Origin of the sequence: Paenirhodobacter sp., from assembly GCF_041916475.1 — a bacterium.
Taxonomy (GTDB): Bacteria; Pseudomonadota; Alphaproteobacteria; order Rhodobacterales; family Rhodobacteraceae; genus Rhodobacter.
Genome location: NZ_JAYRZN010000022.1, coordinates 20,645 through 46,524 on the forward strand (window position 1 = coordinate 20,645; position 25,880 = coordinate 46,524).

Sequence of the window (25,880 nt, forward strand, 5' to 3'; positions counted from 1 at the left end):
GGCTGCGGCCCCCTTCTTCCTCATCTTCGGGAGCAGCCATGCGCAGTTTCATTCTGGCGCTGACGGCAAGCCTTTGCCTCGCGCTACCGCTGCAGGCGCAGGATGCGCCGCCGGCCCCGCCTGCCGCCGAGAGCACGATCTCCGGCCTCGCCGGTGTCATCGCAGGCCATGCTGACGCCATCGCCAAGCCCTCGCGCCAGACCATTGGGCCAGTCATCGCCGCCATCACCGCGACGGCGGATCCGGGCGTGCGCGATTTCCTGCGTAGCTGGACCGACCGGACCCTCGGGCAGCGCAAATCCGATGGCGCCATTTTCCGGATCGAGAAGGCGGGCGATGGCTACCGGCTGGCCGATCCGCTCACCGGCGCGGATGCCGGCACTGCCGCGCGCGCCGATATCTCCGAGATCAAGCCGAATGCCGGGGTGCAGGGGCTGATCGCCGGGGCGCTGGTGCAGTTCCAGCTCTCGGACCCGGATCCGGCGAAGCGGCGCGCGGCGCTCGATACGCTGGCGCGCGAGGCGACGGCCGAGAACCTGGCGCCGCTGCGCGCGGCGATCGACGATGAGCCCGATGCCGCCATCAAGGCGCAGAAACAGCGGGTGGAGCGGCTGCTCACGATCCGCTTCGGCGAGACGCCGGAGGAGCGCGTCGACGCGATCCAGAGCTTCGGGGGCGATATGGGGCTCGATTACCGTGCCACGCTGAACCCGATCCTGGCGGTGGCGCGCAAGGCCTTCGCCGCGGCGCCCGAGGGCAACGTTGCGCGCGAGCTGAAGCCCGGGCAGGGGATCGATGCCGAGGAGGCCTATGCGCTGCTGGTGTCGGCGGGGCTTGCGCCGAAGCGGCTCACGCATGCGGAGCAGCGCGCGGCGCTGGAGGCCCATATCGCGGATGGCGCGGTGGGCGGGATCCCGGTGGCCGAGCTGGCCGAGCAATCCGCGCGCGACCGCGCCTATACGGCGCTCGAGGCCGCAGGCCAGGTGCCCCAAGCCGCGACCGACGACGAGGTTTCGGCGGCCATCGCCGCGCATCGCTACGCGGATATCTATGCAGAGCCCTCCGAGGCCGTCACCGAGGCGGCGGCGGCGGCGCTGAAATCCGTCTCGCTGAAGGTGGATGCGATGTACGGGCTCGATCTCGGGCTCGATGCGCTCTCGCTCACCTCTATCTATTTCCTGGCGGCGATCGGCCTTGCGATCACCTTCGGGGTGATGCGGGTGATCAACATGGCGCATGGCGAATTCATCACCATGGGCGCCTATACCGGCTATGTGGTGCAGAGCTACATCAGCGATTACACCACCTCCATCATCGTGGCGCTGCCTCTGGCCTTCGCGGTGACATTCCTCGCCGGCGTCGCGATGGAGCGGCTGGTGATCCGGCATCTGTACAAACGCCCGCTGGAGACGCTGCTGGCCACCTTCGGCATATCCATCGCGCTGCAGCAGCTGTTCAAGAACATCTTCGGCACCCAGGCGCGCCCGCTCACGGCGCCGTCCTGGCTGGATGGTGCCTGGGCGCTGAACGATATCGTCTCGATCAGCTATATCCGGATCGCGATCTTCGTGCTGGCGATGATCTTCCTCGGCGTGTTCCTCTTCGTGATGAACCGCACCCGGCTCGGGCTCGAGGTGCGCGCGGTCACGCAGAACCCCTCGATGGCGGCCTCCATGGGCATCAACCCCGACCGCATCAACATGCTGTGCTTCGGCTTCGGCTCGGGCATTGCGGGGATTGCGGGCGTGGCGATCGGGCTTTTCGCCAAGGTCACCTCGGAGCTCGGCTCCGATTATATCGTGCAGAGCTTCATGACCGTGGTCGTAGGCGGCGTCGGCAATATCTTCGGCACGCTCGCGGGGGCGGCGCTGGTCGGTACGCTGCAAAAGCTGATCGAGGCGGTGAACCCCTCGAACACGCTCGCCGCGCAGACCTACATGATCCTCTTCATCATCATCTTCATCCAGTTCCGGCCGCGGGGCATCATCGCCCTCAAAGGCCGCGCGGCGGGGGACTGAGCCATGAAACCCGGCTTTATCGCAAAAAACCCTTCGGTGCTGTGGTTCATCCTGATCCTCGCGCTGTTTACGCTGGGGGTGACGCTGCTGTCGAATGCTTATGGCACCGGCTTCATCTCCACCTCCATGGTCAAGACCTTGGGCAAGACGCTGTGCCTGTGCCTGATCGCCATCGCGATGGACCTGATCTGGGGCTATACGGGTATCCTGAGCCTCGGCCATTTCGCCTTCTTCGGGCTTGGCGGCTACATGATCGGCATGTGGCTGATGTATGCGCGTACCAAGGAGATCGTGCTGGCCTCGGCCTCGGGCGCGCTGCCGATGACGCCCCAGGAGGTGAACGACGCCATCGCCACGCAGGTCTTCGGCGTGGTCGGCTCCTCGCAATTGCCGCCGATCTGGTTCTTTGCCGGATCGCTGCCGATGCAGCTGCTGTTCGTGGTGCTGGTGCCCGGGGTGCTGGCCTTCACCTTCGGCTGGCTCGCGTTCCGCTCGCGGGTGACGGGGGTCTATCTGTCGATCCTGACCCAGGCGATGACGCTCGCGCTCTCGCTCTACCTGTTCCAGAACGATTCCGGCCTGCGCGGCAACAACGGCCTCTCCGGCCTGCAGAACGTCCCCGGCATCGCGGCGGGGCAGGATGCGCTCTCGGTCTGGTTCCTCTGGGTCTCGGCGCTGGCGCTCGGGCTCGGCTATGTGGTCGCGGCCTTCATCGTCTCGGGGAAGTTCGGCTCGGTCATGCGCGGCATCCGCGACGACGAGGCCCGCGTGCGGTTCCTGGGCTATTCGGTGGAGGGTTACAAGCTCTTCGTCTTCACCCTCACCGCGGTGATCGCGGCGATTGCAGGCGCGCTGTATTACCCGCAGGCGGGCATCGTCAACCCCGCCGAAATGGCGCCCATCGCCTCCATCTACCTCGCGGTCTGGGTCGCCATCGGCGGGCGCGGGCGGCTCTATGGTGCGGTGGTCGGGGCGGCCTTCGTCTCGCTGATCTCCAGCTGGTTCACCGGCGGCCGGGTGCCGAACATCAACCTCGGCTTCTACACGATCAACTGGGTGGACTGGTGGCAGGTGCTCCTCGGGCTCAGCTTCGTGCTGGTGACGCTGTTCGCGCCGCAGGGGCTCTCCGGGCTGATCGACCTGTTCACCGGCTGGCGCAATCCGGACCGCGGCGGCGAGCCGCTCGGCCCCGATGACGGCAGCCTGCAGGAGAAGGAGGCGGAGGCATGAGCCAACTGCTGGAAGTCTCGGGGATTTCCGTCACCTTCGACGGCTACCGCGCGATCCGCAACCTGTCGTTCTCGATCGGGGCTCAGGAGCTGCGCGCGGTGATCGGGCCGAACGGGGCGGGCAAGACCACCTTCATGGACATCGTCACTGGCAAGACCAAGCCCGACGAGGGCAAGGTGCTCTGGGGCGAGAAATCCATCAACCTGCTGCGCCTGAACGAGGCCCGCATCGCCCGCATCGGCATCGGCCGCAAGTTCCAGCGCCCGACGGTCTTTGAGGACCAGAGCGTGCGGGAAAACCTGATGATGGCGCTGAAGCACGACCGCAGCCCGTGGAAGGTGCTGTTCTGGCGCCCGGTCGCGCCGGATTTCGCGCGGGTGGAGGCGCTGGCCGCGCAGGTGGGCCTTGGCGATCAGCTCGCGCGCAAATCGGGCGAGCTGAGCCATGGGCAGAAGCAATGGCTGGAGATCGGCATGCTGCTCGCGCAGGAGCCGAAGCTCCTGCTGGTGGATGAGCCCGCCGCGGGCATGACCCTGGCCGAGCGCGAGCAGACCACCGCGCTGCTGGTGGAGCTTTCCAAAACCCGCGCCGTGGTGGTGGTGGAGCACGATATGGAATTCGTGCGCCGCCTGAACTGCCGGGTCACGGTGCTGCACGAGGGTTCCGTCCTGGCCGAGGGCTCGCTCGATCACGTCACATCGGACCCGCGGGTCATCGAAGTCTATCTGGGGCGCTGACATGCTGCAAACAAAGGGATTGACGCTGCATTACGGGGGCTCGCAGATCCTCTATGGCATCGACATGGAGGCGAAGGCGGGCGAGGTGACCTGCATCATGGGCACCAATGGCGTGGGCAAGACATCGCTGTTCAAGGCGATATCAGGCTGGCATCCGCGTTCGGGCGGCGAGGTGGTGCTGGATGGTGCCGCGGTGCCGCGGGTGCCGCCGCAGGGCATGGCGCGGCGCGGGCTTGCCTATGTGCCGCAGGGGCGGATGATCTTCCCGCTGCTCACCGTCAAGGAGAACATGGAGACGGCCTTCGCGTTGCTGCCGCGCTCCGAGCGGTTCATCCCCGATGAGATCTATGAGCTGTTCCCGATCCTGAAGGAATTCCTGCATCGCCGCGGGGGCGACCTCTCGGGCGGGCAGCAGCAGCAGCTGGCGATCGCGCGGGCGATGCTGATGAAGCCGAAGGTGCTGTTGCTCGATGAGCCGACAGAGGGGATCCAGCCCAACATCATCCAGCAGATCGGCCGGGTGATCAGCTATCTGCGCGAGAAGGGCGATATGGCGATCATTCTGGTGGAGCAGTATTTCGACTTCGCTCACGATCTGGGCGACCGGTTCTATGTGCTGAAGCGCGGTCAGGTGGCGATGCAGGGCACCAAGACCTCGCTCACCCGCGAGGCCCTGCGCGAGGTGGTCAGCGTCTGACGCCGAGGCCCGCGCGCATCAGCGTGCGGCGCACCGGCGCGAGGCCATAGAGCGCACCGAGCACGCCCGCGCGCAGGTCGCGCAGCGGGCGGGCGCCAACCATCGAGGTACGGTTCAGGAAGTCGATCCCGATCTCGCGCGCCTTCACCTCGGGCCAGCGGCGGCGGTGATAGGCCGCAAGCATCGCGGGGGCGCCGATCTGCGCCGGATCCTTCGCGCACAGATCGAGCAGGCAGCCCAGATCGGCGAGCGACATGTTCAGCCCCTGCGCCCCGATCGGCGGGATCACATGCGCGGCCTCGGCGAGGAGCGCGACCCGTTCGGCGCTGAACCGATCCGCGATCTGCGTCATCATCGGCCAGAGCGCGCGGCGGGTGACGAGCCGCAGATCACCGAGGATCCCGGTGGAGCGTTGCGTCATCGCGGCTTCGAATTCGGGCACGGGCAGCGCGGCCAGGCGCTCGGCCTCGGCCCCGCGCTCCATCCAGACCACGGCCGAGGAAGGCTTTCCCTCCCGATCGGGAAGCGGCACCAGCGTGAACGGCCCGCCGGAGCGGTGAATTTCGGTCGAGACATTCTCATGCGGCAGGTCGTGGGTCACGGCGAAGGCCAGCGCCTTCTGGCCGTAGCGGGTGGTCTTTACACCGATCCCGGCCGCATCGCGTACGAAGGAGGCGCGCCCGTCGGCCGCGACCACGAGGCGCGCGCGGATGCGGCTGCCATCCGTGAGGCTCACCTCCGCGCCGCTTTCGCGTGTGAGAAGCCCGTTCACCGCGACGCCGGGGCGGAAATCTGCCAGCGGCAGCTCCTTAAGCCGCGCCACCATTTCGCGCCGCAAAAGCCAGTTCGGGAAGTTCCAGCCGAAGGGCGCATCCGAAAGCTCGGCCGCGTCGAAATCGCGGGTGAGCCGCGCGACGGGCTCGGCCCCGCCGGCATCCACGATGCGCATGACCCGCAGCGGCGCCGCATGCGGCGCCAGCCGCGCCCAGAGACCCGCGCGCTCCAGAACGCTGCGCGAAGGCTGCAGGAAGGCGGTGGAGCGCATGTCCGCGCCTTCGGCTGCCTCTGCCGTCACCGGGGCGGCGGGATCGACGCAGGTCACGGTGAAGCCTGCGCTGGCGAAGGCGCACGCCGCAGACAGGCCCGCGACTCCGCCGCCGGAAATCAGGATATCTGTGTGCTGGGCCATGGCTTCCTCCGCGTCGGGGCGCAGTCTACCGCGCGGGGCGGGGCGATTGCCAGAGCCCGCGGATCAGCCGCCCGCCGTCATGAACACCAGCAGCGCGAGGATGAGCCAGGTCGCGCCGACGCCGAACAGGATGAGCCCGCCGAGGCCCATGAAGGCGATCGAGCCGGCCAGAAGCGCGATCACGATGACGGCCATGAGCCACATGAAGCCCGTGTGGTCCTTGGTTCCGGCGTGGTCGATGGTCATAGGCGTCTCCCTGATGCTGGTCTTCACTGGATACACCGGCGCGGCGTTTCGGGAAAGTATCGCGGCGCAGGACGAAAGGTCGCAGCGGCTAGGCGTGACGCGGATGCCGCAGGCTGGTCAGGAAGCGGGCGAGGTCGTCGGTGTGATGGCCGATATGGGGCGCCTCGATCCGGGCCGGGGCCACAAGCACCGTGCGCAGGCCCATGGCATGGGGCACCGCGAGGTTGCGCGGATCATCCTCGAACATCGCGGCGCGGTCGCGGCGGATTCTGGCCTTGCCGAACACCTTCTCGAAGGCCTCGGCGCGGGGCTTCGGTGCGTAATCGGCGTGCTCCACGCCGTATACAGCCTCAAACAGGCCGCTCAGGCCGCGCGCCTCCAGCACCTTTTCCGCATAGGGCGCGGAGCCGTTGGTGAAGACGATCCGGCGCCCGGGCAGCGCGCCGATGGCCGCGCGCAGCGCAGGGTCCGGCGTCAGCGGCGCGAAGGAAATGTCGTGGACATCGGCCATATAGGGCACCGGGTCGAGGCCATGTTCGTGCATCAGCCCGGCGAGGGTGGTGCCGTAAAGCTCCCAGTAATGGGTGCGCAACCGGTCCGCCTCGCTCTGCGCGACGCCGAGCGCGCGCATCACATAGGCCGTCATCCGCACCTCGATCTGGTCGAACAGGCGCATCTCGGGGGGGTAAAGCGTATTGTCCAGATCGAAGACCCAGTCCTCGACATGGCTGAAATCCTGGGCGGGGCTGTGTTTGTCTGGCATGAGAGGAGCTTAGCGCCGCCCGCCCGCAGGCGCAACTGCAGGGAGAGAGGCTTGCCAGCGCGGAGCCACGCTCCTAAGGTCCTGTCTTCCGGCAGACAGGGAGCCACGATGCAGAAAGATGCCTATTCGATGATCCTCGAGGCGATCGACGCCGGGGTCTATCGCCCGGGAGATCGTCTGGTGGAATCCGAGCTTGCGGAACGGCTGGGGGTGTCGCGCACGCCGGTGCGCGAGGCGCTGCAGCGTCTGGAAACGCAGAGCATGCTGGCGCGGGACGGACGCAGCCTGATCGTGGCCTCGCTCGACCATAACCAGCTGGCGGAGCTCTATGTCGTGCGCGCCGAGCTGGAGGCGCTTGCGGCGGGCCTTGCGGCCAAGCACGCGGCGCCCGAAGAGGTGCAGGTACTGCAGGAGATGGTCGATCAGGATATGGCCAAGGGCGAGGACCCGATCGCTCTGGCGCGGTCGAACAAGCTGTTCCACCGGCAGATCCATCTCGCCTCGCACAACCGCTATCTGGTGCAGCAGCTGGATCTTCTGCACCGGTCGATGATGCTGCTCGCGACGACTTCGCTCGCCGCGGAGGGGCGGCGCGATGCGGCGATGCGCGAACATCAGGCGATCGTCGATGCAATCCGGGCCGGAGACGAGAAATCGGCCTCTGCGGCGCTCCGGGCGCATATCTCAAAGGCCTTCGAGACGCGGTTGAAGCTCGATGCGGCAGCGCAGGGCGCGAAGGACTGGGTCTGAGGCGGGACCGCCTCAGACCGGGGCGCCCTCGGAGCCCGGGCCGGTGACGGGCTCTGCCTCGGCGACATGGTCGAAAATGCCATGCGCGGTCTTCTCCCAGTGGAACGGGCGGGTCACCGCCTCGTAGATCGCGCGCCAGCCTGCCAGCGCGCCCAGCGGGAAGTAGAAATGCAGGGTCGGCACCCAGGGGATCAGGTGGCGGTGCTGGCTGCCGCGGGTCGCCCAAATACCGACCATGATGTTCACCGCCTCGCTCAGAACGAAGCTGCCGATCAGCGCGATCACCATCGGCGTGGGCATCACCGCGCTCACCGGATGCGGCAGCCCGAAGGCCATCAGCCAGCAGGTCCAGAGCATCGGCGAGAGCAGATATTGCGACAGCGAGCCGAGGAACAGGATCTGTACCCCGATGAAGCCGCGCGGCCCCAGTTCGCGCCACAGCCGCCGCGGATCGCGCATATGCACGGCCCAGGTCATGGCATAGCCCTTCAGCCAGCGCGAACGCTGCTTGACCCAGGGGAGCGCACGGCAGTTCGCTTCTTCCTGCGTCACGGTGTCGATCAGCTCGGTCTTGTAGCCGTGGCGCGCGAGGCGCAGGCCGAGATCGGCGTCCTCTGTCACGTTATGGGCATCCCAGCCGCCGAGTTCCTCCAGCTTGTCACGGCGGAAGAACAGCGTGGTGCCGCCCAGCGGCACCACGAAGCCGAGGCGGGCGAGGCCGGGAAGCATGGCGCGGAACCAGGCGGCGTATTCGATGGTGAAGCAACGCGCGAGCCAGTTCGTGCGCGGGTTGTAGTAATCGAGGATCCCCTGGAGGCAGACCACCTCCGGCGGCGCTGCGGCGAAGCGGCGGGCGACGACGTTCAGCTGCTCGGGGTCGGGGCGGTCCTCGGCGTCATAGATGCCGATGATCGACCCGCGGCAAAAGCCGAGCGCATAGTTCATCGCGCGCGGTTTCGTCTGGATCGGGCCGCGCGGCACGGTGACGACGCGCATCCAGCGCGGAAGGCTGGCTCCTGCCAGCGCCTCGCGGGTGGTGTCGTCGGTCTCCTCGACGACGAGGAGGATATCGAGCAGCTCGCGCGGATAATTCAGCCGCCCGAGCCGCTGCACGAGGCGGGCAGCGATGTCGCGTTCATTGAACAGCGGGACCAGAACGGAAATCGTCGGCAGCCGGATCGGCACCGGTTCGGCCTCGGTACGCGCGCTGCGGGCGACGGCGCGGACCTGCGCGATCCAGGCGAAGAGCTTCAGGCCCATGGTCGCGTAGAGTGTGAGCACGGCCCAGGCGAAGATCACGGTGAAAGTGGCCAGCGGCATCGTCAGCATTCCGAGCGTCACCGCCAGGATCGCGCCGAGGGCGATGTTCGAGGCCACCGCCGGATCGCTGTTGCGGCAGCTCTCCTCGGCGGCGACGCGGGCCTCGGCGCGGCGGATCATCGCGGTGCGCCGCCGCTGCACGACCGCCTCATGGACGGCGCGTTCGGAGGCGACGACCATGCGGTAGGGGCCTTCTTCCTGCGGCAGCAGGGCGGCAATTCTGCTGAACTCCTCGGGGCGGGCGACGGCGATCACCGTCGTGCCGCCGATGCGGCGCCAGGGCGCGATGGCCTCCTTCAGGCAGAGCTCCGCTCCGATCGCGTCGATCAGGCGCGGATCGGGGCGATCACGCTCGAGATCCACAGCTGAAGATTTGTGCTGGCTCGCCAGCGCATCGAGCAGATCCGCCTCTTGCACCCAGCCATGGGCCAGCAGGATCTCCCCGAGGCGGGCTTCGCCCCGGGTCCGCATCGCGGCAGCCTTGAGCAGGTTCCCGGGGTCGACGGCGCCACGCTGCAACAGGATCGGGCCGAGCGGCAGCCGGTCGGGCGTCTTCTCGCGCGTGCCCGGCCGCGTGGCGAGCGCGGTGGCCGCGCCGCGCGCTGCGTCGCGCCGCGCCATCAAGCTGACAATCTGCCCCGACCTGTCGTCCATCGCTATCCCCGAGCCGTCCGAATCCCGGTCTTTGACCGGATCTTTGGCTGGAGGATTCGCTGAAGGTGGTTAACAGAGCGTTAAGCGAAAATCCGCCGATGTCAGCTGTTGCGGCGCGACTGCATCGCCTCGGCGAAACGGTCGAACAGATAATAGCTGTCCTGCGGGCCGGGGCTCGCTTCCGGGTGGTACTGCACAGAGAACACCGGGCGCCCCTCGACGGCGATGCCGCAGTTCGAGCCGTCGAACAGCGAGACATGGGTCTCGGCGACGCCGGCGGGCAGGGTCTGGGCATCCACGGCGAAGCCGTGGTTCATCGAGGTGATCTCCACCTTGCCAGTGGTCAGGTCCTTCACCGGGTGGTTTGCACCGTGGTGGCCGTGGTTCATCTTGATCGTCTTGGCGCCAAGCGCGAGCGCGAGCATCTGATGCCCGAGGCAGATGCCGAACACCGGCAGGTCCTTGCCGAGGATCCCCTGGATCATCGGCACCGCATAGGCGCCGGTCGCCGCCGGATCCCCGGGGCCATTGGAGAGGAAAACGCCTTCCGGGTTGAGCGCGAGCACGTCCTCCGCGGTCGCGGTAGCGGGCAGCACGGTCACATCGCAGCCCGCCGAGGCAAGGCAGCGCAGGATGTTGCGTTTCGCGCCGTAGTCGATGGCGACGACCTTGAAGCCCGCAGTTTCGCGCTTCTGGTAGCCATCCGGCCAGGCCCACCGCATTTCGTCCCAGTGGTAGCTCTGCGCGCAGGTCACGTCCTTCGCGAGGTCGAGGCCAACGAGGCCTTTCCATTCGCGCGCCCGGCGCACCAGCGCTTCGATGTCGAAATTGCCGTCCGGATCATGGGCGAGGGCCACATGCGGCGCGCCCTGCTGGCGGATCGCTCGGGTCAGGCGGCGGGTGTCGATCCCGCCGACGCCGATCCGGCCGCGCTTCTCGAGCCAGGCGACCAGATCCCCGGCCGCACGCCAGTTCGAAGGCTCCGTCGGATCCCATTTCACCACCAGCCCGGCCGCGACCGGGTCGCTGGTCTCGTCGTCCTCAGCGTTCACGCCGACATTGCCGACATGGGGGAAGGTGAAGGTGACGACCTGGCCCGCATAGCTCGGGTCGGTCATGATTTCCTGATAGCCGGTCATCGCGGTGTTGAAGACCAGCTCGGCGACGGTGGTGCCGGTCGCGCCGAAGCCCTTGCCGTAGAACAGCTGCCCATCCGCCAGCGCGATCAGCGCGGTGGGTTTTTCCGATGACTGGTGGCTGACAGGCATGGTGCGACTCCCCGGGGCAAAATCTGCCGGAACCTACGAGCGCTTCCCTCCGGGGTCAAGGGGCTTGGGGGAAAACTTCTTTTCTATATATTTCAATATGTTGCATTGGTTGTCTGAGGGGTTGATCCGGGTTATTGTGGCGCCTTGAACCAATCTTGGAGAATGCAGATGCAGATGCGCGAGCGGCTTGCCGCGGCTCTGAAGGATGCGATGAAGGCGAAGCAGGCGGATCGTCTGTCGACGCTGCGGCTCATCAATGCCGCAATCAAGGACCGCGAGATCGCCATGCGTGGCGAGGGCGAGGGCGCGACGGTGGGCGACGCCGAGATCCTGGCGATTCTGGGCAAGATGGTGAAGCAGCGTCAGGAATCGGCGCGGGCCTATGAAGAGGGCGGGCGGCTGGAGCTGGCCGAGAAGGAGCAGGGCGAAATCCGGGTGATCGAGGAGTTCCTGCCGCGCCAGCTCAGCCCGGAGGAAGTCACGGCGGCGATCGACGCGGCGGTGGCGCGTCTCGGCGCGACGTCGATCCGCGATATGGGCCGGGTCATGGCCGAGCTGAAGGCACAGTATACCGGGCAGATGGACTTTGGCGCCGTCGGGCCGAGGGTCAAGGAACGGCTGGGCTGAAGCGCCGATGGGGGCCGCGCTGCACCGGCTGATCGGACGTGCCCGCGCGGCCGCGGGCGATGCACTCGCCTGCGCGGTGGCCGTGGCCCTGTCCTGGCTGCTGGCGCGGTGGCTCGCGGGCCATGAGCGCCCGATGTTCGCGGTGGTCACCTGCGTCATCTGCCTTGCGCCCGGGCTTCCCAACCATGGGCGGCAGGCGATTTCCATGCTGATGGGCGTGCTGACCGGGATCGTGATCGGCGAGCTCAGCCTTCTGGTGCCGATCGGCATGCATGATTATGGCCCGGCGGCGCTGCGGCTGGCGGTGGTGTCGTTTCTGGCGATCGTCGGTGGGGCGCTCTGGGCGCAGGGGCCGGTGACGGCGATCCAGTCCGGGGTGTCGGCGCTCATGGTGCTCACCATGGGCCCGGTTGCTGCGGGGCCTGAGCGGCTCATCGACGTGGGCATCGGTACCGCGGTCGGGCTGGCGCTGAGCCAGGTCCTGCTCACACCCGATCCGAAGCGCAACCTCGAAGCTTCGGCGCGCAGCCTTCTCGGCGAGTTGGCGCTTGGCGTCTCCGTCGCTGCGAAGGCGGTGCGCAGCGGCGCGCTGCCGGAGGCGCAGGAGGCTGCGCGCATCCTCGGCGCCGCGCGGGGCAGGCTGGTTGCGCTCGATGGCGGCATTGCGCTTGCGCGCGACAATGCGCGCTGGTCCTTGCGCGGCCTGCGGGCGGGGCCGGGGCTCGCCGCCATGGCGGACCGCTACGACCGCCATGCGGTGCGGATCTATGCTCAGGCGATGATCCTCGGCGACGAGCTGTTCCATGCGCTGCGCGACGAGCCGGGGCGCGCGGCACCGGGCATGGCGGAGCTGCTCGATCATGTGGCGCAGTGCCTTGCCGATCCGGATCATGCCCCCGGGATCGACCGGGCGCGCTTCGCCTCGCTCCTCGGGCGCGCCGATCCGGAAACGCAGCACTGGCAGGCGATGGCGCAGCTCGCCGTCGCGCTGACCGATGCGGGGCATGCGCTGCTGGAGCTGCCCGATCAGAACCACTGACCGGGTTCGATCAGGCCAAGCTCCATCAGTTGCTGGCTGCGCCAGGAAAACGGCACTGAATTATACCAGCGGAAATCGGTGATCGCATGGCGCGAACCCGGGTTGCGGCGCAGAGCCTTGGCCGCGCGAAACGACATGACCGCCGCGGTCAGGTTGTTGTGCCAGGGGCAGGCGTAGGTGTTGTATTCCTCAATGCTGAGGGTGTGATCGGGCCGCAGCCGCAGCCGCAGCCGCAGCCCGGGCGCGGTACGGAACAGGCTGATCCGGTCGATCCGGCGCTGCTCGGGGGCCACATGCTCCTCGAAGCGCCAGCGCAGCCCGCCGTGGAAATCCAGCTGCCGCTCGCGCGGGGCGCCCTGTGCATCGTGGCGGGCAAGCGCGAAATAGCCCGCGCGGTCGAACATCGCCTCCGCGAGGTTCACCGCATCCGGGTTGCGCTGCAGGTCTGGGGCATAAAGGTCGATCACATAGGTCAGCATCGCGGCGCGGCGCTCTTCCATATGGAAGCTCAGCATGTCGCGCAGGGAGCGGCTCTCGCAGAAGGGGTGGACCAGATATTCCGCGTTATAGCCATAATAGACCCATTCGCCCGCGGGCAGGGCGGCGATCACGCGGTTCACCGCGCGCGCGAGCGCCTCGGGGGCGAAGGGATCCCAGACGATGCACCGGAGCTGTGCGCCATGCGCCTCCAGTGGCCCGATGCCCTCCGGCGCGAACAGCAGAACGCGGCGGAACCCTGCTTGCAGGTGGTGGCGGATGGTGCTGTCGATCTCCACCGCGTCCTCGGCGAAGATCAGCGCGAGGGGGCCCGGAGGCAGCGGCTTTGGCAGGGAATGCTCCATGCCCGCATCTTGCCGAGGCCCCGAGCGAACGCAAGACCCGTGCGAATGCAAGGCCTGCGCGGTTGCGCCGCAGGGCGGTTTTGCCGTATCAGGCGGGCTTGAACCGCGCAGGGGGCCGCCATGACCGACGCTGTCAAGAAGCTGCACATCAAGACCTATGGCTGTCAGATGAATGTCTATGACAGCGAGCGCATGGCCGAGGCCATGGGCGCCAAGGGCTATGCGCTGACGGATGACCCAGCGGAAGCGGATATGGTCCTGCTGAACACCTGCCACATTCGCGAGAAAGCGGCCGAGAAGGTTTATTCGGACCTCGGGCGGCTGCGCCCGCTCAAGGATGCGAAGCCGGATCTCAAAATCGGCGTCGCGGGCTGCGTGGCGCAGGCCGAGGGCGAGGAGATCATGCGCCGGATGCCGCTGGTGGATCTGGTCGTCGGCTCGCAGGCCTATCATCACCTGCCGAAGATGGTGGAGGCGGTGGAGCGCGGCGAGCGGCCCGTCGATATCGAATTCCCGGTCGAGGACAAGTTCGAGCATCTGCCCGAACGCCCGATGGCCGCGCGCCCGACCGCCTTCCTGACAGTGCAGGAGGGCTGCGACAAGTTCTGCGCCTTCTGCGTGGTGCCCTATACCCGCGGCGCCGAAGTGAGCCGCCCGGTGGAGCGGATCCTGGGCGAGGCGCAAAAGCTGGTGGCGAAGGGCGTGAAGGAGATCACGCTGCTCGGGCAGAACGTGAACGGCTACCATGGCGCGGGGCCGGAGGGGGTCTGGGGCCTCGGGCGGCTCGTTCGGGCGCTGGCGGAGATCCCCGGGCTGGAGCGCATCCGCTACACCACCTCGCATCCCAACGACATGACCGACGATCTGATCGCGGCGCATGGCGAGGAGCCGAAGCTGATGCCCTATCTGCATCTGCCAGTGCAGTCGGGCTCCGACCGGATCCTGAAGCTGATGAACCGCAAGCATACCGCCGAAGCCTATCTGCGGCTGGTGGAGCGGATCCGCGCCGCGCGGCCCGATATCCTGCTATCGTCGGATTTCATCTCGGGTTTCCCCGGGGAGACCGAGCAGGACCACCGCGACACGCTCGCGCTGATCGCCGCGGTGGGCTACGGATCGGCCTTCTCGTTCAAGTATTCGCCGCGCCCGGGCACCCCGGCGGCGGACCGCTCCGGCGTGGATGCGGAGACGGCGGACCGGCGGCTGCAGGAGCTGCAGGCACTGATTTCGCGCCAGCAGCATGCCACGCAGGAGGCGATGGTGGGCCGCGAGGTGAGCGTGCTGTTTGAAAAGCCGGGGCGCCTGCCCGGGCAGTGGATCGGCAAATCCGATTACCTGCATTCGGTTTTCGTCGCCGCGGAAGGGCCGCGGCAGGGGGATCTGGTTCGGGTTCGAATCACATCGAGCGCGCAGAACTCCCTCGCGGGCGAACTTCTGTAGCGCGAAGGGGCTGGCGCGGGCCCTGTCCCGTTAACCCTCTTGCAACGGTTTCCCGGGGCGCCGCTTTCTGGCGTGCTTGATTTTTGGGCATTGCGCCCCATCTTTGAGTTTCCTGCCCCGAAGTGTTGCAGTTCGGTGAATTCTGCGCGCGCAAAGGGCGTTCCGAAAACCAGTGCTTGCGCGAAACGGGGGTGCTTGGCACCATATCTTTACCAGCCAAGCCAAGGGAGACGTTATTGGGCTTCAGCGCGATCACACCCCCGCCTCGTACTCAAGAGACCTTCGAAGCGTTGCTTGAGTTCCCCGACAACCGGTTGTTGATCGATTTGTGCGGTGAGTTTGACCGCAATCTGGCTCAGATCGAGCACAAGCTTTCCGTGCATATCCTGCGCCGCGGTAACCAGCTTGCCGTCGTGGGGGCGCCTGAAGCGCAGATGACCGCGACCGGCGTGCTGCACCAGCTGTATCAGCGGCTCGAACAGGGCAAGGCCATCGACGCAGGCGAGATCGACGCCGCGATGCGGATGGCCGATCTCGGCAATGCGGGGATGACCGTGGACGAGCAGCTCGAGATGTTTGCCGCCGGCAAATACGAGATCCGTACCCGCAAGAAGCAGGTGGAGCCGCGCACCGAGGCGCAGAAGGCCTATGTGAAGGCGCTGTTCGAGAACGAACTGGCCTTCGGCATCGGCCCGGCAGGTACCGGCAAGACCTATCTTGCCGTCGCGGTGGGCGTGACGATGCTGATCGGCGGGCATGTCGACAAGATCATCCTCAGCCGCCCCGCGGTGGAAGCGGGCGAGCGTCTCGGCTTCCTGCCCGGCGACATGAAGGAGAAGGTCGACCCCTACATGCAGCCGCTCTACGACGCGCTGAACGATTTCCTCCCCGCGAAGCAGATGCAGAAGCTGATGGAGGAAAAGCGCATCGAGATCGCGCCGCTGGCCTTCATGCGTGGCCGTACGCTGGCGAATGCCTTCGTCGTGCTCGATGAGGCGCAGAACGCCACGACCATGCAGATGAAGATGTTCCTCACCCGGCTCGGGCAGGGCTCGCGCATGGTGATCACCGGCGACCGCTCGCAGATCGACCTGCCGCGCGGTGTCGTCTCGGGGCTGCATGATGCAGAGCGGATCCTGGACGGGGTGAAGGGCATCGCCTTCAATTATTTCACCGCGGCCGATGTCGTCCGGCACCCCCTTGTCGCGCGCATCATTGACGCCTATGACCGCGCCGATGGAGCCGCTGGTTGATATAATCATCGAAGACGAGCGCTGGCAGGACCTCCTGCCCGCGCTTGCCGAAACCGCCGCGCAAGCGGTGCTCGCCGATCAGGGGCTGGACCCGGCGGCGTTCGAGGTCAGCCTGCTCGGCTGTGACGATGCGCGGATCGCGGTCCTGAATGCCGAGTTCCGCGGCAAGCCTGCGCCCACCAATGTGCTCAGCTGGCCCTCGCAGGATCTGGCGCCCGAAGCCGAGGGCACGCGGCCCGATCTGCCCGAACCGTTCCTGCCCGATGAGCGCGAATCGCTCGGCGATATTGCTATCGCCTGGGAGACCTGCGCGCGCGAGGCGGAGGAGCAGGGCAAGAGCCTGCACGATCATGTGCTGCATCTGATCGTGCATGGCATCCTGCATCTGCTTGGCTACGATCACATTCGGGAGGGCGATGCCGCACTGATGGAGGGGACCGAGGTGCGGGTGCTTGACCGGATGGGAATTTCCGACCCATATGAATCCTGACGCGGCCGATCCGGCCGCATGATCTGGAAAGGACCAATGGCACAAGTCGCTGACGGAGCGAGCTCCGCCACCGCGCCATCGTCGGACAACGACGCGGGCGACAGTTCCGAACCCCACTCGCGAGGGTTTCTCGGGCGTATTTTCGGGGCCTTCGGCTCCGGTTCCAATGATGAGGATGCTCCGGCCGAGGCGAATGCCGAGGAGACGACCGCCGCGGCCCTGCCCGGGATCGGCAACCTGCGCAAGATGCGCGTGGGCGATGTCTCCATCCCCAAGGTCGAGATCATCTCCGTGGCTTCCAGCATTTCCAAGGACGAGCTGGTCGAGGTGTTTCGCCGCGAGGGCTATTCGCGGCTGCCCGTCTTCAAGGGCACGCTGGATACGCCGCTGGGCCTCGTGCACCTGAAGGACCTGGCGCTGGAATACGGCTTCGGGGCGGCGGCAGGGCGGTTCTCCGTGCGCAAGCTGCTGCGGCCGCTGCTCTATGTGCCGCCGTCGATGCCGATCGGGGTGCTGTTGCAGAAAATGCAGGTGCAGCGCATCCACATGGCGCTGGTGATCGACGAATATGGCGGGGTCGATGGCCTGGTCACGCTGGAGGACCTGATCGAACAGGTCATCGGCGAGATCGAGGACGAGCATGACGAGGCCGAAGGCGGCTTCTGGAAGCTGGAGGCGCCCGGCCAGTGGCTGGTGCAGGCGCGCGCGCCGGTGAAGGACTTCGAGGCGGAGGCCGGGATGGCGCTGGTCGAGCCCGAGGAGGAGCAGGAGATCGACTCCATGGGCGGGCTGGTGTTCATGCAGATCGGCCGGGTGCCTGCGCGCGGCGAGGTGATCAAGGGCGAAAACGGGATCGAGTACGAGATCGTCGATGCCGATCCGCGCCGGATCAAGCGCATGCGAGTCCGGTTGCCGGGTATGACTGTCGCGGAATAGATGCATCTGAAACGGTTTCTGAGCACGCGTCCGCGATGGCGGAGCCTCCTTGCGGCCGTGGTCCTTGGGGCGCTGGTCGCTGCCGGGCAGGCGCCGGTCGGGCTCTGGTATGTGGCGCTGCCCGCGCTCGGCCTGATCCTGTGGCGCGCCGCGGCGGCACCGGGCTGGACGGCCTTCGCCGCGGGCTTCGGCTATGCACTGGCCGGGATGTTCTGGATCGTCGAGCCGTTCATGGTGGAGCCCGATGTCTATGGCTGGATGGCGCCTTTCGCGCTGGTGTTCATGGCGGCGGGCATGGGCGCGTTCTGGGCCGCAGGCGCGCAGGGGGCGCGGCTGGGGCGCGGCCGCGCCGCGCGTATCGGCGGGGTTGCGGTTGGCCTCGTGGCGATGGATGCGTTCCGCTCCCATGCCTTCACCGGCTTTCCATGGATCCTGTTCGGACATCTGTGGATCGGCACCCCGGTGGCGCAGGCCGCGGCCTGGATCGGGCCGATCGGTCTCAGCCTGGTGACGCTGCTTCTCGCGGCGCTCCCTGCGATGCTGCCTTTGCGGCGCGGTCTGCCGCTGGCGCTGGCGGTTCTGGCGGCGCTTTGGGGGGCGGGGAGCCTGCGGCTCTCCGCGCCGGAAGCTCCGCGCGCGGCGCCGGTGAACGTCCGTATCGTGCAGCCCAATGCCGAGCAGGCGCTGAAATGGGATCCGCGCTATTCGCTCGAATTCTTCTACCGGCATCTGGACCTGACCGCTGAGGCCCCGGTGCCGGGCAAGCCTGTGCCGGATGTGGTTTTGTGGCCGGAAACTGCGGTGCCGTTCTTGCTGAACGATCCGGGCGACGGGCTGCGGATGGCCTCCGATGCGGCCGGCGGCGTGCCGGTGGCCATCGGTATCCAGCGCTCCGAAGGGGCGCGCTACTACAACAGCCTCGCGATGATCGGCGCCGGGGGCATCGTGTCGCATGTCTATGACAAGGTGCATCTGGTGCCCTTTGGCGAATACATGCCCTTCGGCGATGCGCTGGCGCGGATCGGCATCTCCGCCTTCGCGGCGCAGCATGGCAACGGCTACAGCGCCGGGCAGGGCGAGGAGGTGCTCGACCTCGGGCCGCTCGGCAAGGCGCAGCCGCTGATCTGCTACGAATCGATCTTCCCGCAGGATGTCGGCCGGGTGGCGCAGCGTCCGGACTGGATCATGCTGGTCACCAACGATGCCTGGTTCGGGCAGCTGTCCGGCCCCTGGCAGCATCTGGCGCAGGCGCAGCTGCTGGCGATTGAATATGGGCTGCCGGTGGCGCGGGCTGCCAACACTGGCGTCAGCGCGATGATCGATGCCTATGGCCGGATCGGCGCGCATCTGGGCATGGGCGAAATGGGCGTGATCGACTCGGCGCTGCCCGCTTCCCTGCCGCCGACGCCCTATTCCCGCAGCGGAGACTGGCCTGCCGTTGCGGCAACTGTGCTGCTGGGGCTGATCATTCTTGCGCTTCGCCGCAACAATCGCGTTGACCCCATGGTGCGGCGGGTCTAGCTGTGAGCAGAACCCTCCCAACGGCTTCCTGGCGGGATGGGGTACAACCAATGGAGCACTCCTCAATGTCCCGTCAGAATTACGTTTTTACCTCCGAGTCCGTTTCGGAAGGGCACCCCGACAAGGTCTGCGACCGGATTTCGGATGCCGTTCTGGATGCGCTGATCGCGCAGGAGCCCAATGCGCGCGTCGCCTGCGAGACCTTTGCGACCACCGATCAGGTCGTGGTCGGCGGCGAGGTCGGCCTGGCGGACAAGGCGCGGCTCGATGATTTCCTGCATCACGTCGACGGGATCGTCCGGGACTGCGTGCGCGACATCGGCTACGAGCAGGAGCATTTCCACTGGCAGACGCTGCGCTTCACCAATTTCCTGCATCCGCAATCGGCTCATATCAGCCAGGGCGTGGACAAGGATGGCGCGGGCGATCAGGGGATCATGTTCGGCTATGCGACCGACGAGACCGAGGAGCTGATGCCGGCGCCGATCCTCTATGCCCATGCGGTTCTGCGCCGCCTGGCAGAGGCGCGCAAATCGGGTGCGGAGCCGACGCTCGGCCCGGATGCCAAATCGCAGCTTTCCGTGCGCTACGAGGGCGGCAAGCCGGTCGGCGTGAGCTCGATTGTGCTCTCCACCCAGCATATCCATGAAAGCCAGACTTCGGACGATATCCGCGCCATCGTGGAGCCCTATATCCGCGAAACCCTGCCCGAAGGCTGGATCACGCCGGAAACCGAATGGTGGGTGAACCCGACGGGTACCTTCGTCATCGGCGGGCCGGACGGCGATGCGGGGCTGACCGGGCGCAAGATCATCGTCGATACCTATGGCGGTGCTGCGCCGCACGGGGGCGGGGCGTTCTCGGGCAAGGACCCGACCAAGGTCGACCGCTCGGCCGCCTATGCCGCCCGCTATCTGGCGAAGAACGTGGTCGCGGCGGGGCTGGCCAAGCGCTGCCTGATCCAGGTCTCCTATGCCATCGGCGTGGCCAAGCCGCTCTCGATCTATGTGGATACCTATGGCACCGGCATCGTCCCCGATGAGGAGATCGAGCGCGTCGTGGCCCGCTGCATGGACCTGACGCCGCGCGGCATCCGCACGCATCTGGACCTGAACCGCCCGATCTATGCGCGCACCGCCGCCTATGGCCATTTCGGCCGCGCCCCGGAGGCGGATGGCGGCTTCAGCTGGGAACGAACCGACCTTACAGAAGTTCTGAAGAAAGCGCTGTGAGCCACGGGCCCTGCGGGGCCCGTTTGCATTCGGGGGGAGCATGACCGATCTGTGGAATCTCTCCGCGCCCTGGTGGCATTTTGTCATCCGCGGCGTTGCGATCTATGTGCTGGTGACGGTGCTGATGCGGGTCTCCGGCAAGCGCGCGATGGGGCAGTTCACGCCGTTCGACATGATCTTGCTGATCCTGATCGGCAATGCGGTGCAGAACGGAATCAACGGCGGAGACAATTCGCTGACCGGGGCGGTGATCATGGCCGGTACGCTGATCGGGCTGAACCTGGCGGTGGCCTGGGGCTCGGCGCGGTGGCGCGACTTTCGCTGGCTGGTGGAGGGGCGGGCGGTGCTTCTGGCCGAGCATGGGCGGCTCGATCACCGGATGTTGCGGCGCGAGCTGGTGAGCGAGGAAGATTTTCTGAATGCGATGCGGCTGACGGGCTGCAGCGATATTGCCGATGTGCGCCGGGCGACGCTGGAGACGAACGGCCATATCACCATCGAACTGGAGCGCCCCGCGCGCCAGAGGTGAAAGGGCGCCCTGCGGCGCCCTTTGCGGTTATTCCGCCTCGTCCATCGGCGCTGCGTTGAGGAGCGCGTAATTCGCGGCGCCCAGCCGGTCATAGAGGTCGAGCTGGGTTTCGAGGAAGTCCACATGGCCTTCCTCATCGGTGATCAGTGCTTCGAACAGGTTCTTCGACACGTAATCGCGCACGGAATCGCAGTAGTCGCGCGCCTCGCGGTACAGCTTCAGCGCATCATGCTCGCCCGCGAGATCGCACTCCAGCGTCTCGCGCGGGCCTTCCCCGATTCGCAGCGGGTCGAGCTTTTGCAGGTTCGGATGCCCTTCCAGGAACAGGATGCGCGCGATCAGTTTGTCGGCATGCCCCATTTCCTCGATCGATTCGGCACGCGATTTCTTCGCCATCTTCGCCAGGCCCCAGTCTTCCTGCATCCGGAAGTGGCACCAGTATTGCGAGATCGCGGTGAGTTCGGAGCGAAGTGCTGCGTTCAGGTATTCGATGACCTTGGCGTCGCCTTTCATGCCCTCTTTTCCTTTCCATGCGCGCGCAGCCGGAGGCCGCGCAGTTCCATCGGCACCTCCAGATTATCATTCGCACGCATGGTGGAAAGGAAAAGCGGCATGCAGCCGCCACAATCGGCCCGCTTGCCGAGCGCGTGATAGATCTTGCCGGGGGTGATGATGGTGTGCGCGTCCGAGGCGCGCATCCAGTCGATGGCGGCGTGGATGTCGGTGTCGGAGATGCGTTGGCAGTGGCAGACGATCATCATGGACCCTCGGGCTTATGCTTCATAAGTGACCAAATCCGTCAGGAAAGTCAATCCGACAAATTCGCTAGGAAATGGCTCCCGATCACGATCTCTTGCCGGGCAGGCGTTTCCATGCGGGGCGAGTTGCGTTAGGTTCCGGCAAAACAACTGAGCAGGGGCACCCATGTCCGTTTCGATGCTGTCCACTTTCGTCAAGCCGATGCACCGGGAGGGGCGCAAATTCGTCGCGATCTTCGCGGGGATCGCGCTGGTCCTTTTCGTGATCTGGGCGCCGCTGGGCTGGATCGGGCTCGGGCTGACGGTGTGGTGCTATTACTTCTTCCGCGATCCGGCGCGGGTGACGCCCACGCGCGAGGGGTTGATGGTCTCTCCCGCGGACGGGATCGTGTCGCTGCTGGAGGCGGCGGTGCCGCCGGCGGAGCTGGGCCTCGGCGACCGGCCGATGATGCGGGTGTCGGTGTTCATGTCGGTGTTCAACTGCCATGTGAACCGGCTGCCGCTGGCCGGGCGTATCCTTGCGGTGGCCTACCGGCCCGGAAAGTTCCTGAATGCCTCGCTGGACAAGGCGTCCTCTGACAATGAGCGCAACGGCCTCGCGGTCGAGACGACAGACGGCCGCCGCTACGGCGTGGTGCAGATCGCGGGTCTGGTTGCGCGCCGGATCCTGTGCGAGGTGGCTCCGGGCCAGCAGCTGATGACCGGCGAGCGCTTCGGCCTGATCCGCTTCGGCTCGCGGCTGGACATCTATCTGCCCGATGGCGTGGCGCCGCTCGTGGTGATCGGGCAGACCATGGTCGCGGGCGAGACCGTGATCGCCGATATGGCCTCCGAGGAGCCTGCGCGGCTGGGAGGGATCCGCTGATGTCGCCGCAGAACCGCGATCAGATGCCCTTCCTGCTGCTGTTGCCGAATCTGGTGACGATCGCGGGGATGTGCCTCGGGCTGACGGCGATCCGTTTCGCCATGGTCGGGCGGTTCGAGATTTCCGTGGTTCTGATCCTGCTCTCGGCGCTGATCGACGGGATGGACGGGCTGATCGCGCGGCGCCTGCGGGCGACGTCGGAGTTCGGCGCCGAGCTCGACAGCCTGTCGGACTTCCTGTGCTTCGGCGTGGCGCCGGGGGTTCTCGTCTATCGCTTCGCGATGGGCGAGGGCAATGCACTCGGCTGGGTCTTCGTGCTGGTCTATGCGGCGGCCTGCTGCCTCCGGCTCGCGCGGTTCAACGTCATGCGCGGCGAAGATGGCGCGGGCAAGACCCATTTCACCGGCGTACCGGCCCCTGCGGGCGCGATGCTGGCGCTGCTGCCGGTCTATCTGACGCTGTCGGATGTGGTCGATGTGCGGCACTGGCCGATGGCGGCGGCGGTCTGGCTCGGCATCATCGGCGTGCTGATGATCTCGCGCCTGCCGACGCTCTCGCCGAAGGCGATGCGTGTGCCCCGCTGGGGGGTAGGCGCGCTGCTCATGGGCACCGTGATCGGGATGGGGCTGATCTTCAGCCGGTTCTGGGCATTCATGGTGCTGATCGACCTGATCTATGTGGCCACCCTGCTGCCGGCGCTCTGGCGCAGCCGCGGGCGCATTTTGCGCTGAGGCTAGTCAATATTCGCGGTTTTTGCGCCACAGTTTCCCCGGAGCGTTCGTTTCGCATTTGCAGCAAGTGCGCTGCTGTCACATATTTTTTGGCAAGGCGGGGGAAACCTGTTCCCGCCGAGGCGCATTATGCTGCTGCAAGATAGGGGATCCGTCATGGCCGAGCCTGCACATCCGCGCCGCAAGAGATATCGCAGTCTCTTCGTGTCGGATCTGCATCTGGGGGCCTGGGGCAGCCGCGCCGCGCGGTTTCGCGAATTCCTGCGCCATACCGAGGCCGAGACGATTTACCTCGTGGGCGATATCTTCGATGTCTGGCATGGCGGGCGGGTGCATTGGGGCGCCGTGCATGACGAGATCGTGGAGGATCTGCTGGCGCGGGCGCGGGCGGGGGTGCGGGTCGTCTACCTTCCCGGCAATCACGACGATGTCGTGCGCCAGATCGACAGCCCCCAGTTTTCCGAATTCGAGCTGCGCGAGACGGCCGTTCATGCGGCGGCGGACGGCACCACCTATCTGGTCCTGCACGGGGATCAGTGCGATGCGCGGATTTTCCGTTGGCATGTGATGACCCGGATCGGCAGCCGCGGCAATGCGATCCTGCGGCTGGCCGATCAATGGCTTAAGCAGCGCCTGCCGCATGGCGCGGAGCGGGGCCTGTTCGAGCTGGCGATCATGGGGGTGAATGCGCTGATGCTGGTGGGCAACCGGTTCGAGGAGCGGCTGGCGGCGCTGGCGCGGGCTGGGGGGCATGAGGGCGTGATCTGCGGCCACTATCACAAGGCCGCGCTGCATATGCGCGATGGCGTCGTCTATGCGAATTGCGGCGACTGGGTGGATAACCAGACTGCGCTGGTGGAAACCGCCGATGGCACGATGCAGGTGCTGGAATGGTCGGGTGAGACCCAGAGCGCCGAGGTCTGGACCCCGGAGCCCGCCCGCGCGCGGATCTGGTCGCGGTCGTGATGCTCGCCGAAGGGTTTGCCGTCGCGGCGATGGGGCTGCATGTGGCTTCGGCCGGTCTGGCCGGGTGGCGCTATCTCGTGCCCGGGCGCGTGGCGGGGGCGGAGCGGCCCTTCGTCAGCATCGTGCGCCCGGTCTGCGGGCTGGACCGCTACGATGAGGAAACGCTGCGCAGCACCTTCACGCTCGACTGGCCGGAGTATGAAATCCTGTTCTGCGCCGCGCGGGCGGAGGATGCCGCCGTGCCGCTGGTGCGCCGCCTGATCACCGAATATCCGGCGCGGCGCGCGCGGCTGCTGATCGGCGAGGACCTGATCAGCGGCAATCCGAAGCTCAACAATGTGGTCAAGGGCTGGCGCGAAAGCGCGGGCGGCATCGTGGCGATGGTCGATGCAAATGTGCTGCTGCCTGCGGATTATCTGGCGCAAGTAATGGCGGCATTCGATGCGCAGACCGGGCTGGTGACCAGCCCGCCGGTGGGGATCCGCGGCGAGGATCTGTGGGGGGCGGTCGAATGCGCCTTCCTGAACGGGATGCAGGCGCGCTGGCAGCTGGCGGCGGATCAGCTCGGCCTTGGCTTCGCGCAGGGCAAGAACCTGGTCTGGCGTCGCGATGTGCTGGAGCGGGCCGGTGGGCCGGGGGCTCTGGGCCGCGATCTGGCCGAGGATGTCGCCTCCACCAAGGTCGTGCGCGGGCAGGGGCTGCGGGTGCGGCTCACCCGCCGCGCCTTCGCCCAGCCGATCGGGCTGCGCGCCTTCCGCGCCGTCTGGGACAGGCAGTTGCGCTGGTCCCGCGTGCGGCGGGCGGGGTTTCCGGGGCTGTTTGTGGCCGAGCTGCTGCTCGGGCCGGTGCCGCCGGTGCTGGCGCTGATTCTGGGCGGCGCCTGGGGCTGGGTGCTGCCGTTCGTGGCGCTCTGGTATGCGGTGGAATGGGGGCTTTGCCGTATTGCGGGCTGGCCTGCGGGCGGCCGCGATCTGGCGGCGATGGGGCTGCGCGATCTGCTGCTGCAGCCGCTCTGGTGCGCCACCTGGGCGCGCAAGGGGTTCGAGTGGCGCGGCACGGCGATGGATGCGGTGAAATGAGCCTGCGCCTCAGCTGCGTGATCCCGGCCTATAATGAGGCGCCACGGATCGAGGCGGTGCTGCGCTCCGTCATCGGCCATCCGGCGATCGACGAGGTGCTGGTGGTGGACGATGGCTCCTCCGACGGCACGGCGGCGGTGGCGGCACGGGTGCCGGAGGCGCGGCTGATCGCGATGCCGCAGAACCGGGGCAAGAGCTGGGCGGTTTCGGTGGGCATCGAGGCCGCGGCACATGAGCATGTGATGCTGCTGGACAGTGATCTGATCGGCCTTGGCGCGGAGGCGCTCGATGCGCTGGTGGCGCCGGTGCGGGCGGGGCGCTCCGATGTATCGATCAGCCTGCGCGGCAATTCGCCCTGGCCCTGGCGCGCGATCGGGCTCGATTACATCTCGGGCGAGCGGGTGGTGCCGAAGGCGCTCCTCGGCCCGCCCGAGGCGCTGCGCGCACTGCCGCGCTTCGGCCTCGAGGTTTATATGAACCGGCGTCTGATCGCGAAGCAGGCCCGGATCGCCGTCGTGCGCTGGCCCGGGGTCGCGAGCCCCTGGAAAGGGGCGAAGCGCGGCCGCTGGGCCGGGGTCAAGGCCGATGCGCGGATGCTCTCCGACATGTTCCACACCATCCCGCCGCATGCTGCCGCGGCGCAGATCATGGCCATGCGCCGCCTGCGCAGCTGAGGCATTTTCCGCGCCGCAGCGCCGGC

General features: G+C 67.0%; 26 protein-coding genes, 1 pseudogene and 1 riboswitch. Of the genes and pseudogenes, 19 read left to right on the forward strand and 8 right to left on the reverse strand.

Features of this window, described 5'->3' with window-relative positions; genetic code table 11:
- Nucleotides 1-38: 38 nt before the first annotated feature.
- Genes urtB through urtE form a run of 4 tightly spaced genes read left to right on the forward strand, consistent with a single transcriptional unit; the run spans nucleotide 39 to nucleotide 4,682 of the window.
- Nucleotides 39-2,018 (forward strand): urea ABC transporter permease subunit UrtB, encoded by a 1,980-nt coding sequence (urtB, locus tag ACOMG5_RS10580; RefSeq protein ID WP_420343765.1) that lies wholly within the window; start codon nucleotides 39-41, stop codon nucleotides 2,016-2,018.
- A 3-nt stretch (nucleotides 2,019-2,021) separates the two neighbouring features.
- Nucleotides 2,022-3,248, forward strand: a complete 1,227-nt coding sequence (urtC, locus tag ACOMG5_RS10585; RefSeq protein ID WP_420343766.1) for an urea ABC transporter permease subunit UrtC — start codon at nucleotides 2,022-2,024, stop codon at nucleotides 3,246-3,248.
- Complete coding sequence (urtD, locus tag ACOMG5_RS10590) at nucleotides 3,245-3,985, forward strand: urea ABC transporter ATP-binding protein UrtD (protein WP_420343767.1); 741 nt, start codon at nucleotides 3,245-3,247, stop codon at nucleotides 3,983-3,985. Before urtC ends, urtD begins: the two co-directional genes overlap by 4 nt.
- A gap of 1 nt (nucleotide 3,986) precedes the next feature.
- Nucleotides 3,987-4,682 (forward strand): urea ABC transporter ATP-binding subunit UrtE, encoded by a 696-nt coding sequence (gene urtE / locus ACOMG5_RS10595; RefSeq protein ID WP_420343768.1) that lies wholly within the window; start codon nucleotides 3,987-3,989, stop codon nucleotides 4,680-4,682.
- On the opposite strand, the gene ACOMG5_RS10600 is transcribed toward urtE, so the two are convergent.
- The 3 genes from ACOMG5_RS10600 to ACOMG5_RS10610 form a co-directional block, all read right to left on the reverse strand.
- Nucleotides 4,672-5,871: a UbiH/UbiF family hydroxylase gene (locus tag ACOMG5_RS10600; RefSeq protein WP_420343769.1), complete on the reverse strand. Its 1,200-nt coding sequence runs from the start codon at nucleotides 5,869-5,871 to the stop codon at nucleotides 4,672-4,674. The genes urtE and ACOMG5_RS10600 overlap by 11 nt on opposite strands.
- 63 nt (nucleotides 5,872-5,934) lie before the next feature.
- The gene (locus ACOMG5_RS10605) at nucleotides 5,935-6,117 is read right to left on the reverse strand and encodes a hypothetical protein (RefSeq protein WP_420343770.1); all 183 of its coding nucleotides are present in this window, start codon (nucleotides 6,115-6,117) and stop codon (nucleotides 5,935-5,937) included.
- 88 nt (nucleotides 6,118-6,205) lie between these two features.
- Nucleotides 6,206-6,880 (reverse strand): pyrimidine 5'-nucleotidase, encoded by a 675-nt coding sequence (locus ACOMG5_RS10610; protein ID WP_420343771.1) that lies wholly within the window; start codon nucleotides 6,878-6,880, stop codon nucleotides 6,206-6,208.
- A gap of 108 nt (nucleotides 6,881-6,988) precedes the next feature.
- On the opposite strand from ACOMG5_RS10610, the gene ACOMG5_RS10615 reads away from it, so the two are divergent.
- Nucleotides 6,989-7,630, forward strand: a complete 642-nt coding sequence (locus ACOMG5_RS10615; protein WP_420343772.1) for a GntR family transcriptional regulator — start codon at nucleotides 6,989-6,991, stop codon at nucleotides 7,628-7,630.
- Between the two features lie 12 nt (nucleotides 7,631-7,642).
- Here ACOMG5_RS10615 and ACOMG5_RS10620 read toward each other — a convergent pair whose 3' ends face one another.
- Nucleotides 7,643-9,604: a glycosyltransferase family 2 protein gene (locus tag ACOMG5_RS10620; protein WP_420343773.1), complete on the reverse strand. Its 1,962-nt coding sequence runs from the start codon at nucleotides 9,602-9,604 to the stop codon at nucleotides 7,643-7,645.
- A gap of 101 nt (nucleotides 9,605-9,705) precedes the next feature.
- The gene (carA, locus tag ACOMG5_RS10625) at nucleotides 9,706-10,872 is read right to left on the reverse strand and encodes a glutamine-hydrolyzing carbamoyl-phosphate synthase small subunit (protein ID WP_420343774.1); all 1,167 of its coding nucleotides are present in this window, start codon (nucleotides 10,870-10,872) and stop codon (nucleotides 9,706-9,708) included.
- 168 nt (nucleotides 10,873-11,040) lie between these two features.
- On the opposite strand from carA, the gene ACOMG5_RS10630 reads away from it, so the two are divergent.
- Complete coding sequence (locus ACOMG5_RS10630) at nucleotides 11,041-11,499, forward strand: GatB/YqeY domain-containing protein (protein ID WP_420343801.1); 459 nt, start codon at nucleotides 11,041-11,043, stop codon at nucleotides 11,497-11,499.
- Between the two features lie 7 nt (nucleotides 11,500-11,506).
- Nucleotides 11,507-12,538, forward strand: a complete 1,032-nt coding sequence (locus ACOMG5_RS10635; protein ID WP_420343775.1) for an FUSC family protein — start codon at nucleotides 11,507-11,509, stop codon at nucleotides 12,536-12,538.
- On the opposite strand, the gene ACOMG5_RS10640 is transcribed toward ACOMG5_RS10635, so the two are convergent.
- Nucleotides 12,526-13,380 carry a glycosyltransferase family 2 protein gene (locus ACOMG5_RS10640; RefSeq protein WP_420343776.1) on the reverse strand — a complete coding sequence of 285 codons (855 nt, stop codon included), beginning with the start codon at nucleotides 13,378-13,380 and terminating at the stop codon, nucleotides 12,526-12,528. The two genes, ACOMG5_RS10635 and ACOMG5_RS10640, sit on opposite strands and share 13 nt — an antisense overlap.
- Nucleotides 13,381-13,500: 120 nt before the next feature.
- Here ACOMG5_RS10640 and miaB point away from each other — a divergent pair, with 120 nt between their 5' ends.
- The 7 genes from miaB (at nucleotide 13,501) to ACOMG5_RS10675 (ending at nucleotide 20,781) form a co-directional block, all read left to right on the forward strand.
- A complete protein-coding gene (gene miaB, locus ACOMG5_RS10645; RefSeq protein WP_420343777.1) occupies nucleotides 13,501-14,820 on the forward strand; it encodes a tRNA (N6-isopentenyl adenosine(37)-C2)-methylthiotransferase MiaB in 1,320 nt (439 codons plus the stop codon).
- Between the two features lie 236 nt (nucleotides 14,821-15,056).
- The gene (locus tag ACOMG5_RS10650) at nucleotides 15,057-16,073 is read left to right on the forward strand and encodes a PhoH family protein (protein ID WP_420343802.1); all 1,017 of its coding nucleotides are present in this window, start codon (nucleotides 15,057-15,059) and stop codon (nucleotides 16,071-16,073) included.
- On the forward strand, nucleotides 16,057-16,563 hold the full coding sequence (gene ybeY, locus ACOMG5_RS10655) for an rRNA maturation RNase YbeY (protein WP_420343778.1): 507 nt from the start codon (nucleotides 16,057-16,059) through the stop codon (nucleotides 16,561-16,563). Before ACOMG5_RS10650 ends, ybeY begins: the two co-directional genes overlap by 17 nt.
- Nucleotides 16,564-16,599: 36 nt before the next feature.
- Entirely contained in the window at nucleotides 16,600-17,499 is a 900-nt protein-coding gene (locus ACOMG5_RS10660; protein WP_420343779.1) for a CBS domain-containing protein, read from the forward strand.
- A gap of 57 nt (nucleotides 17,500-17,556) precedes the next feature.
- Nucleotides 17,557-19,020: an apolipoprotein N-acyltransferase gene (gene lnt / locus ACOMG5_RS10665; protein ID WP_420343780.1), complete on the forward strand. Its 1,464-nt coding sequence runs from the start codon at nucleotides 17,557-17,559 to the stop codon at nucleotides 19,018-19,020.
- A gap of 9 nt (nucleotides 19,021-19,029) precedes the next feature.
- A riboswitch (SAM-SAH riboswitch) is annotated at nucleotides 19,030-19,078 on the forward strand.
- 7 nt (nucleotides 19,079-19,085) lie between these two features.
- Nucleotides 19,086-20,252 carry a methionine adenosyltransferase gene (metK, locus tag ACOMG5_RS10670; protein ID WP_420343781.1) on the forward strand — a complete coding sequence of 389 codons (1,167 nt, stop codon included), beginning with the start codon at nucleotides 19,086-19,088 and terminating at the stop codon, nucleotides 20,250-20,252.
- A gap of 40 nt (nucleotides 20,253-20,292) precedes the next feature.
- Nucleotides 20,293-20,781 carry a DUF421 domain-containing protein gene (locus ACOMG5_RS10675; protein ID WP_420343782.1) on the forward strand — a complete coding sequence of 163 codons (489 nt, stop codon included), beginning with the start codon at nucleotides 20,293-20,295 and terminating at the stop codon, nucleotides 20,779-20,781.
- A gap of 27 nt (nucleotides 20,782-20,808) precedes the next feature.
- Here the strand turns inward: ACOMG5_RS10675 and bfr are convergent, their stop codons facing one another.
- The gene (gene bfr / locus ACOMG5_RS10680) at nucleotides 20,809-21,294 is read right to left on the reverse strand and encodes a bacterioferritin (RefSeq protein ID WP_420343803.1); all 486 of its coding nucleotides are present in this window, start codon (nucleotides 21,292-21,294) and stop codon (nucleotides 20,809-20,811) included.
- A pseudogene (locus tag ACOMG5_RS10685) lies at nucleotides 21,281-21,539 on the reverse strand ((2Fe-2S)-binding protein); the annotation flags it as partial. The pseudogene ACOMG5_RS10685 and the gene bfr, both read right to left, overlap by 14 nt.
- A 166-nt stretch (nucleotides 21,540-21,705) precedes the next feature.
- On the opposite strand from ACOMG5_RS10685, the gene ACOMG5_RS10690 reads away from it, so the two are divergent.
- From ACOMG5_RS10690 to ACOMG5_RS10710, 5 genes are all read left to right on the forward strand, one after another.
- The gene (locus tag ACOMG5_RS10690; RefSeq protein WP_420343783.1) at nucleotides 21,706-22,404 is read left to right on the forward strand and encodes a phosphatidylserine decarboxylase; all 699 of its coding nucleotides are present in this window, start codon (nucleotides 21,706-21,708) and stop codon (nucleotides 22,402-22,404) included.
- Nucleotides 22,404-23,135, forward strand: coding sequence for a CDP-diacylglycerol--serine O-phosphatidyltransferase (pssA, locus tag ACOMG5_RS10695; RefSeq protein WP_420343784.1), 732 nt, complete (start codon nucleotides 22,404-22,406; stop codon nucleotides 23,133-23,135). The genes ACOMG5_RS10690 and pssA overlap by 1 nt, the downstream gene beginning before the upstream one ends.
- 156 nt (nucleotides 23,136-23,291) lie before the next feature.
- Nucleotides 23,292-24,101, forward strand: a complete 810-nt coding sequence (locus tag ACOMG5_RS10700) for a UDP-2,3-diacylglucosamine diphosphatase (RefSeq protein ID WP_420343785.1) — start codon at nucleotides 23,292-23,294, stop codon at nucleotides 24,099-24,101.
- Entirely contained in the window at nucleotides 24,101-25,180 is a 1,080-nt protein-coding gene (locus ACOMG5_RS10705) for a ceramide glucosyltransferase (protein ID WP_420343804.1), read from the forward strand. The genes ACOMG5_RS10700 and ACOMG5_RS10705 overlap by 1 nt, the downstream gene beginning before the upstream one ends.
- Nucleotides 25,181-25,182: 2 nt before the next feature.
- Nucleotides 25,183-25,854, forward strand: a complete 672-nt coding sequence (locus tag ACOMG5_RS10710) for a glycosyltransferase family 2 protein (RefSeq protein WP_420343805.1) — start codon at nucleotides 25,183-25,185, stop codon at nucleotides 25,852-25,854.
- Nucleotides 25,855-25,880 lie beyond the last annotated feature (26 nt).

Excerpts from the sequence above, each read along its gene's own strand:
- ACOMG5_RS10700 (WP_420343785.1), top strand. The coding sequence starts at position 23,292 with ATGGCCGAGCCTGCACATCCGCGCCGCAAGAGATATCGCAGTCTCTTC.
- ACOMG5_RS10690 (WP_420343783.1), top strand. The coding sequence starts at position 21,706 with ATGTCCGTTTCGATGCTGTCCACTTTCGTCAAGCCGATGCACCGGGAG.
- ACOMG5_RS10610 (WP_420343771.1), bottom strand. The coding sequence starts at position 6,880 with ATGCCAGACAAACACAGCCCCGCCCAGGATTTCAGCCATGTCGAGGAC.
- urtB (WP_420343765.1), top strand. The coding sequence starts at position 39 with ATGCGCAGTTTCATTCTGGCGCTGACGGCAAGCCTTTGCCTCGCGCTA.
- ACOMG5_RS10675 (WP_420343782.1), top strand. The coding sequence starts at position 20,293 with ATGACCGATCTGTGGAATCTCTCCGCGCCCTGGTGGCATTTTGTCATC.
- ACOMG5_RS10635 (WP_420343775.1), top strand. The coding sequence starts at position 11,507 with ATGGGGGCCGCGCTGCACCGGCTGATCGGACGTGCCCGCGCGGCCGCG.
- carA (WP_420343774.1), bottom strand. The coding sequence starts at position 10,872 with ATGCCTGTCAGCCACCAGTCATCGGAAAAACCCACCGCGCTGATCGCG.
- ACOMG5_RS10705 (WP_420343804.1), top strand. The coding sequence starts at position 24,101 with ATGCTCGCCGAAGGGTTTGCCGTCGCGGCGATGGGGCTGCATGTGGCT.
- metK (WP_420343781.1), top strand. The coding sequence starts at position 19,086 with ATGTCCCGTCAGAATTACGTTTTTACCTCCGAGTCCGTTTCGGAAGGG.
- ybeY (WP_420343778.1), top strand. The coding sequence starts at position 16,057 with ATGGAGCCGCTGGTTGATATAATCATCGAAGACGAGCGCTGGCAGGAC.
- ACOMG5_RS10615 (WP_420343772.1), top strand. The coding sequence starts at position 6,989 with ATGCAGAAAGATGCCTATTCGATGATCCTCGAGGCGATCGACGCCGGG.
- ACOMG5_RS10600 (WP_420343769.1), bottom strand. The coding sequence starts at position 5,871 with ATGGCCCAGCACACAGATATCCTGATTTCCGGCGGCGGAGTCGCGGGC.
- urtC (WP_420343766.1), top strand. The coding sequence starts at position 2,022 with ATGAAACCCGGCTTTATCGCAAAAAACCCTTCGGTGCTGTGGTTCATC.
- ACOMG5_RS10605 (WP_420343770.1), bottom strand. The coding sequence starts at position 6,117 with ATGACCATCGACCACGCCGGAACCAAGGACCACACGGGCTTCATGTGG.
- urtD (WP_420343767.1), top strand. The coding sequence starts at position 3,245 with ATGAGCCAACTGCTGGAAGTCTCGGGGATTTCCGTCACCTTCGACGGC.
- ACOMG5_RS10640 (WP_420343776.1), bottom strand. The coding sequence starts at position 13,380 with ATGGAGCATTCCCTGCCAAAGCCGCTGCCTCCGGGCCCCCTCGCGCTG.
- ACOMG5_RS10660 (WP_420343779.1), top strand. The coding sequence starts at position 16,600 with ATGGCACAAGTCGCTGACGGAGCGAGCTCCGCCACCGCGCCATCGTCG.
- bfr (WP_420343803.1), bottom strand. The coding sequence starts at position 21,294 with ATGAAAGGCGACGCCAAGGTCATCGAATACCTGAACGCAGCACTTCGC.
- miaB (WP_420343777.1), top strand. The coding sequence starts at position 13,501 with ATGACCGACGCTGTCAAGAAGCTGCACATCAAGACCTATGGCTGTCAG.
- pssA (WP_420343784.1), top strand. The coding sequence starts at position 22,404 with ATGTCGCCGCAGAACCGCGATCAGATGCCCTTCCTGCTGCTGTTGCCG.
- ACOMG5_RS10630 (WP_420343801.1), top strand. The coding sequence starts at position 11,041 with ATGCAGATGCGCGAGCGGCTTGCCGCGGCTCTGAAGGATGCGATGAAG.
- ACOMG5_RS10620 (WP_420343773.1), bottom strand. The coding sequence starts at position 9,604 with ATGGACGACAGGTCGGGGCAGATTGTCAGCTTGATGGCGCGGCGCGAC.
- urtE (WP_420343768.1), top strand. The coding sequence starts at position 3,987 with ATGCTGCAAACAAAGGGATTGACGCTGCATTACGGGGGCTCGCAGATC.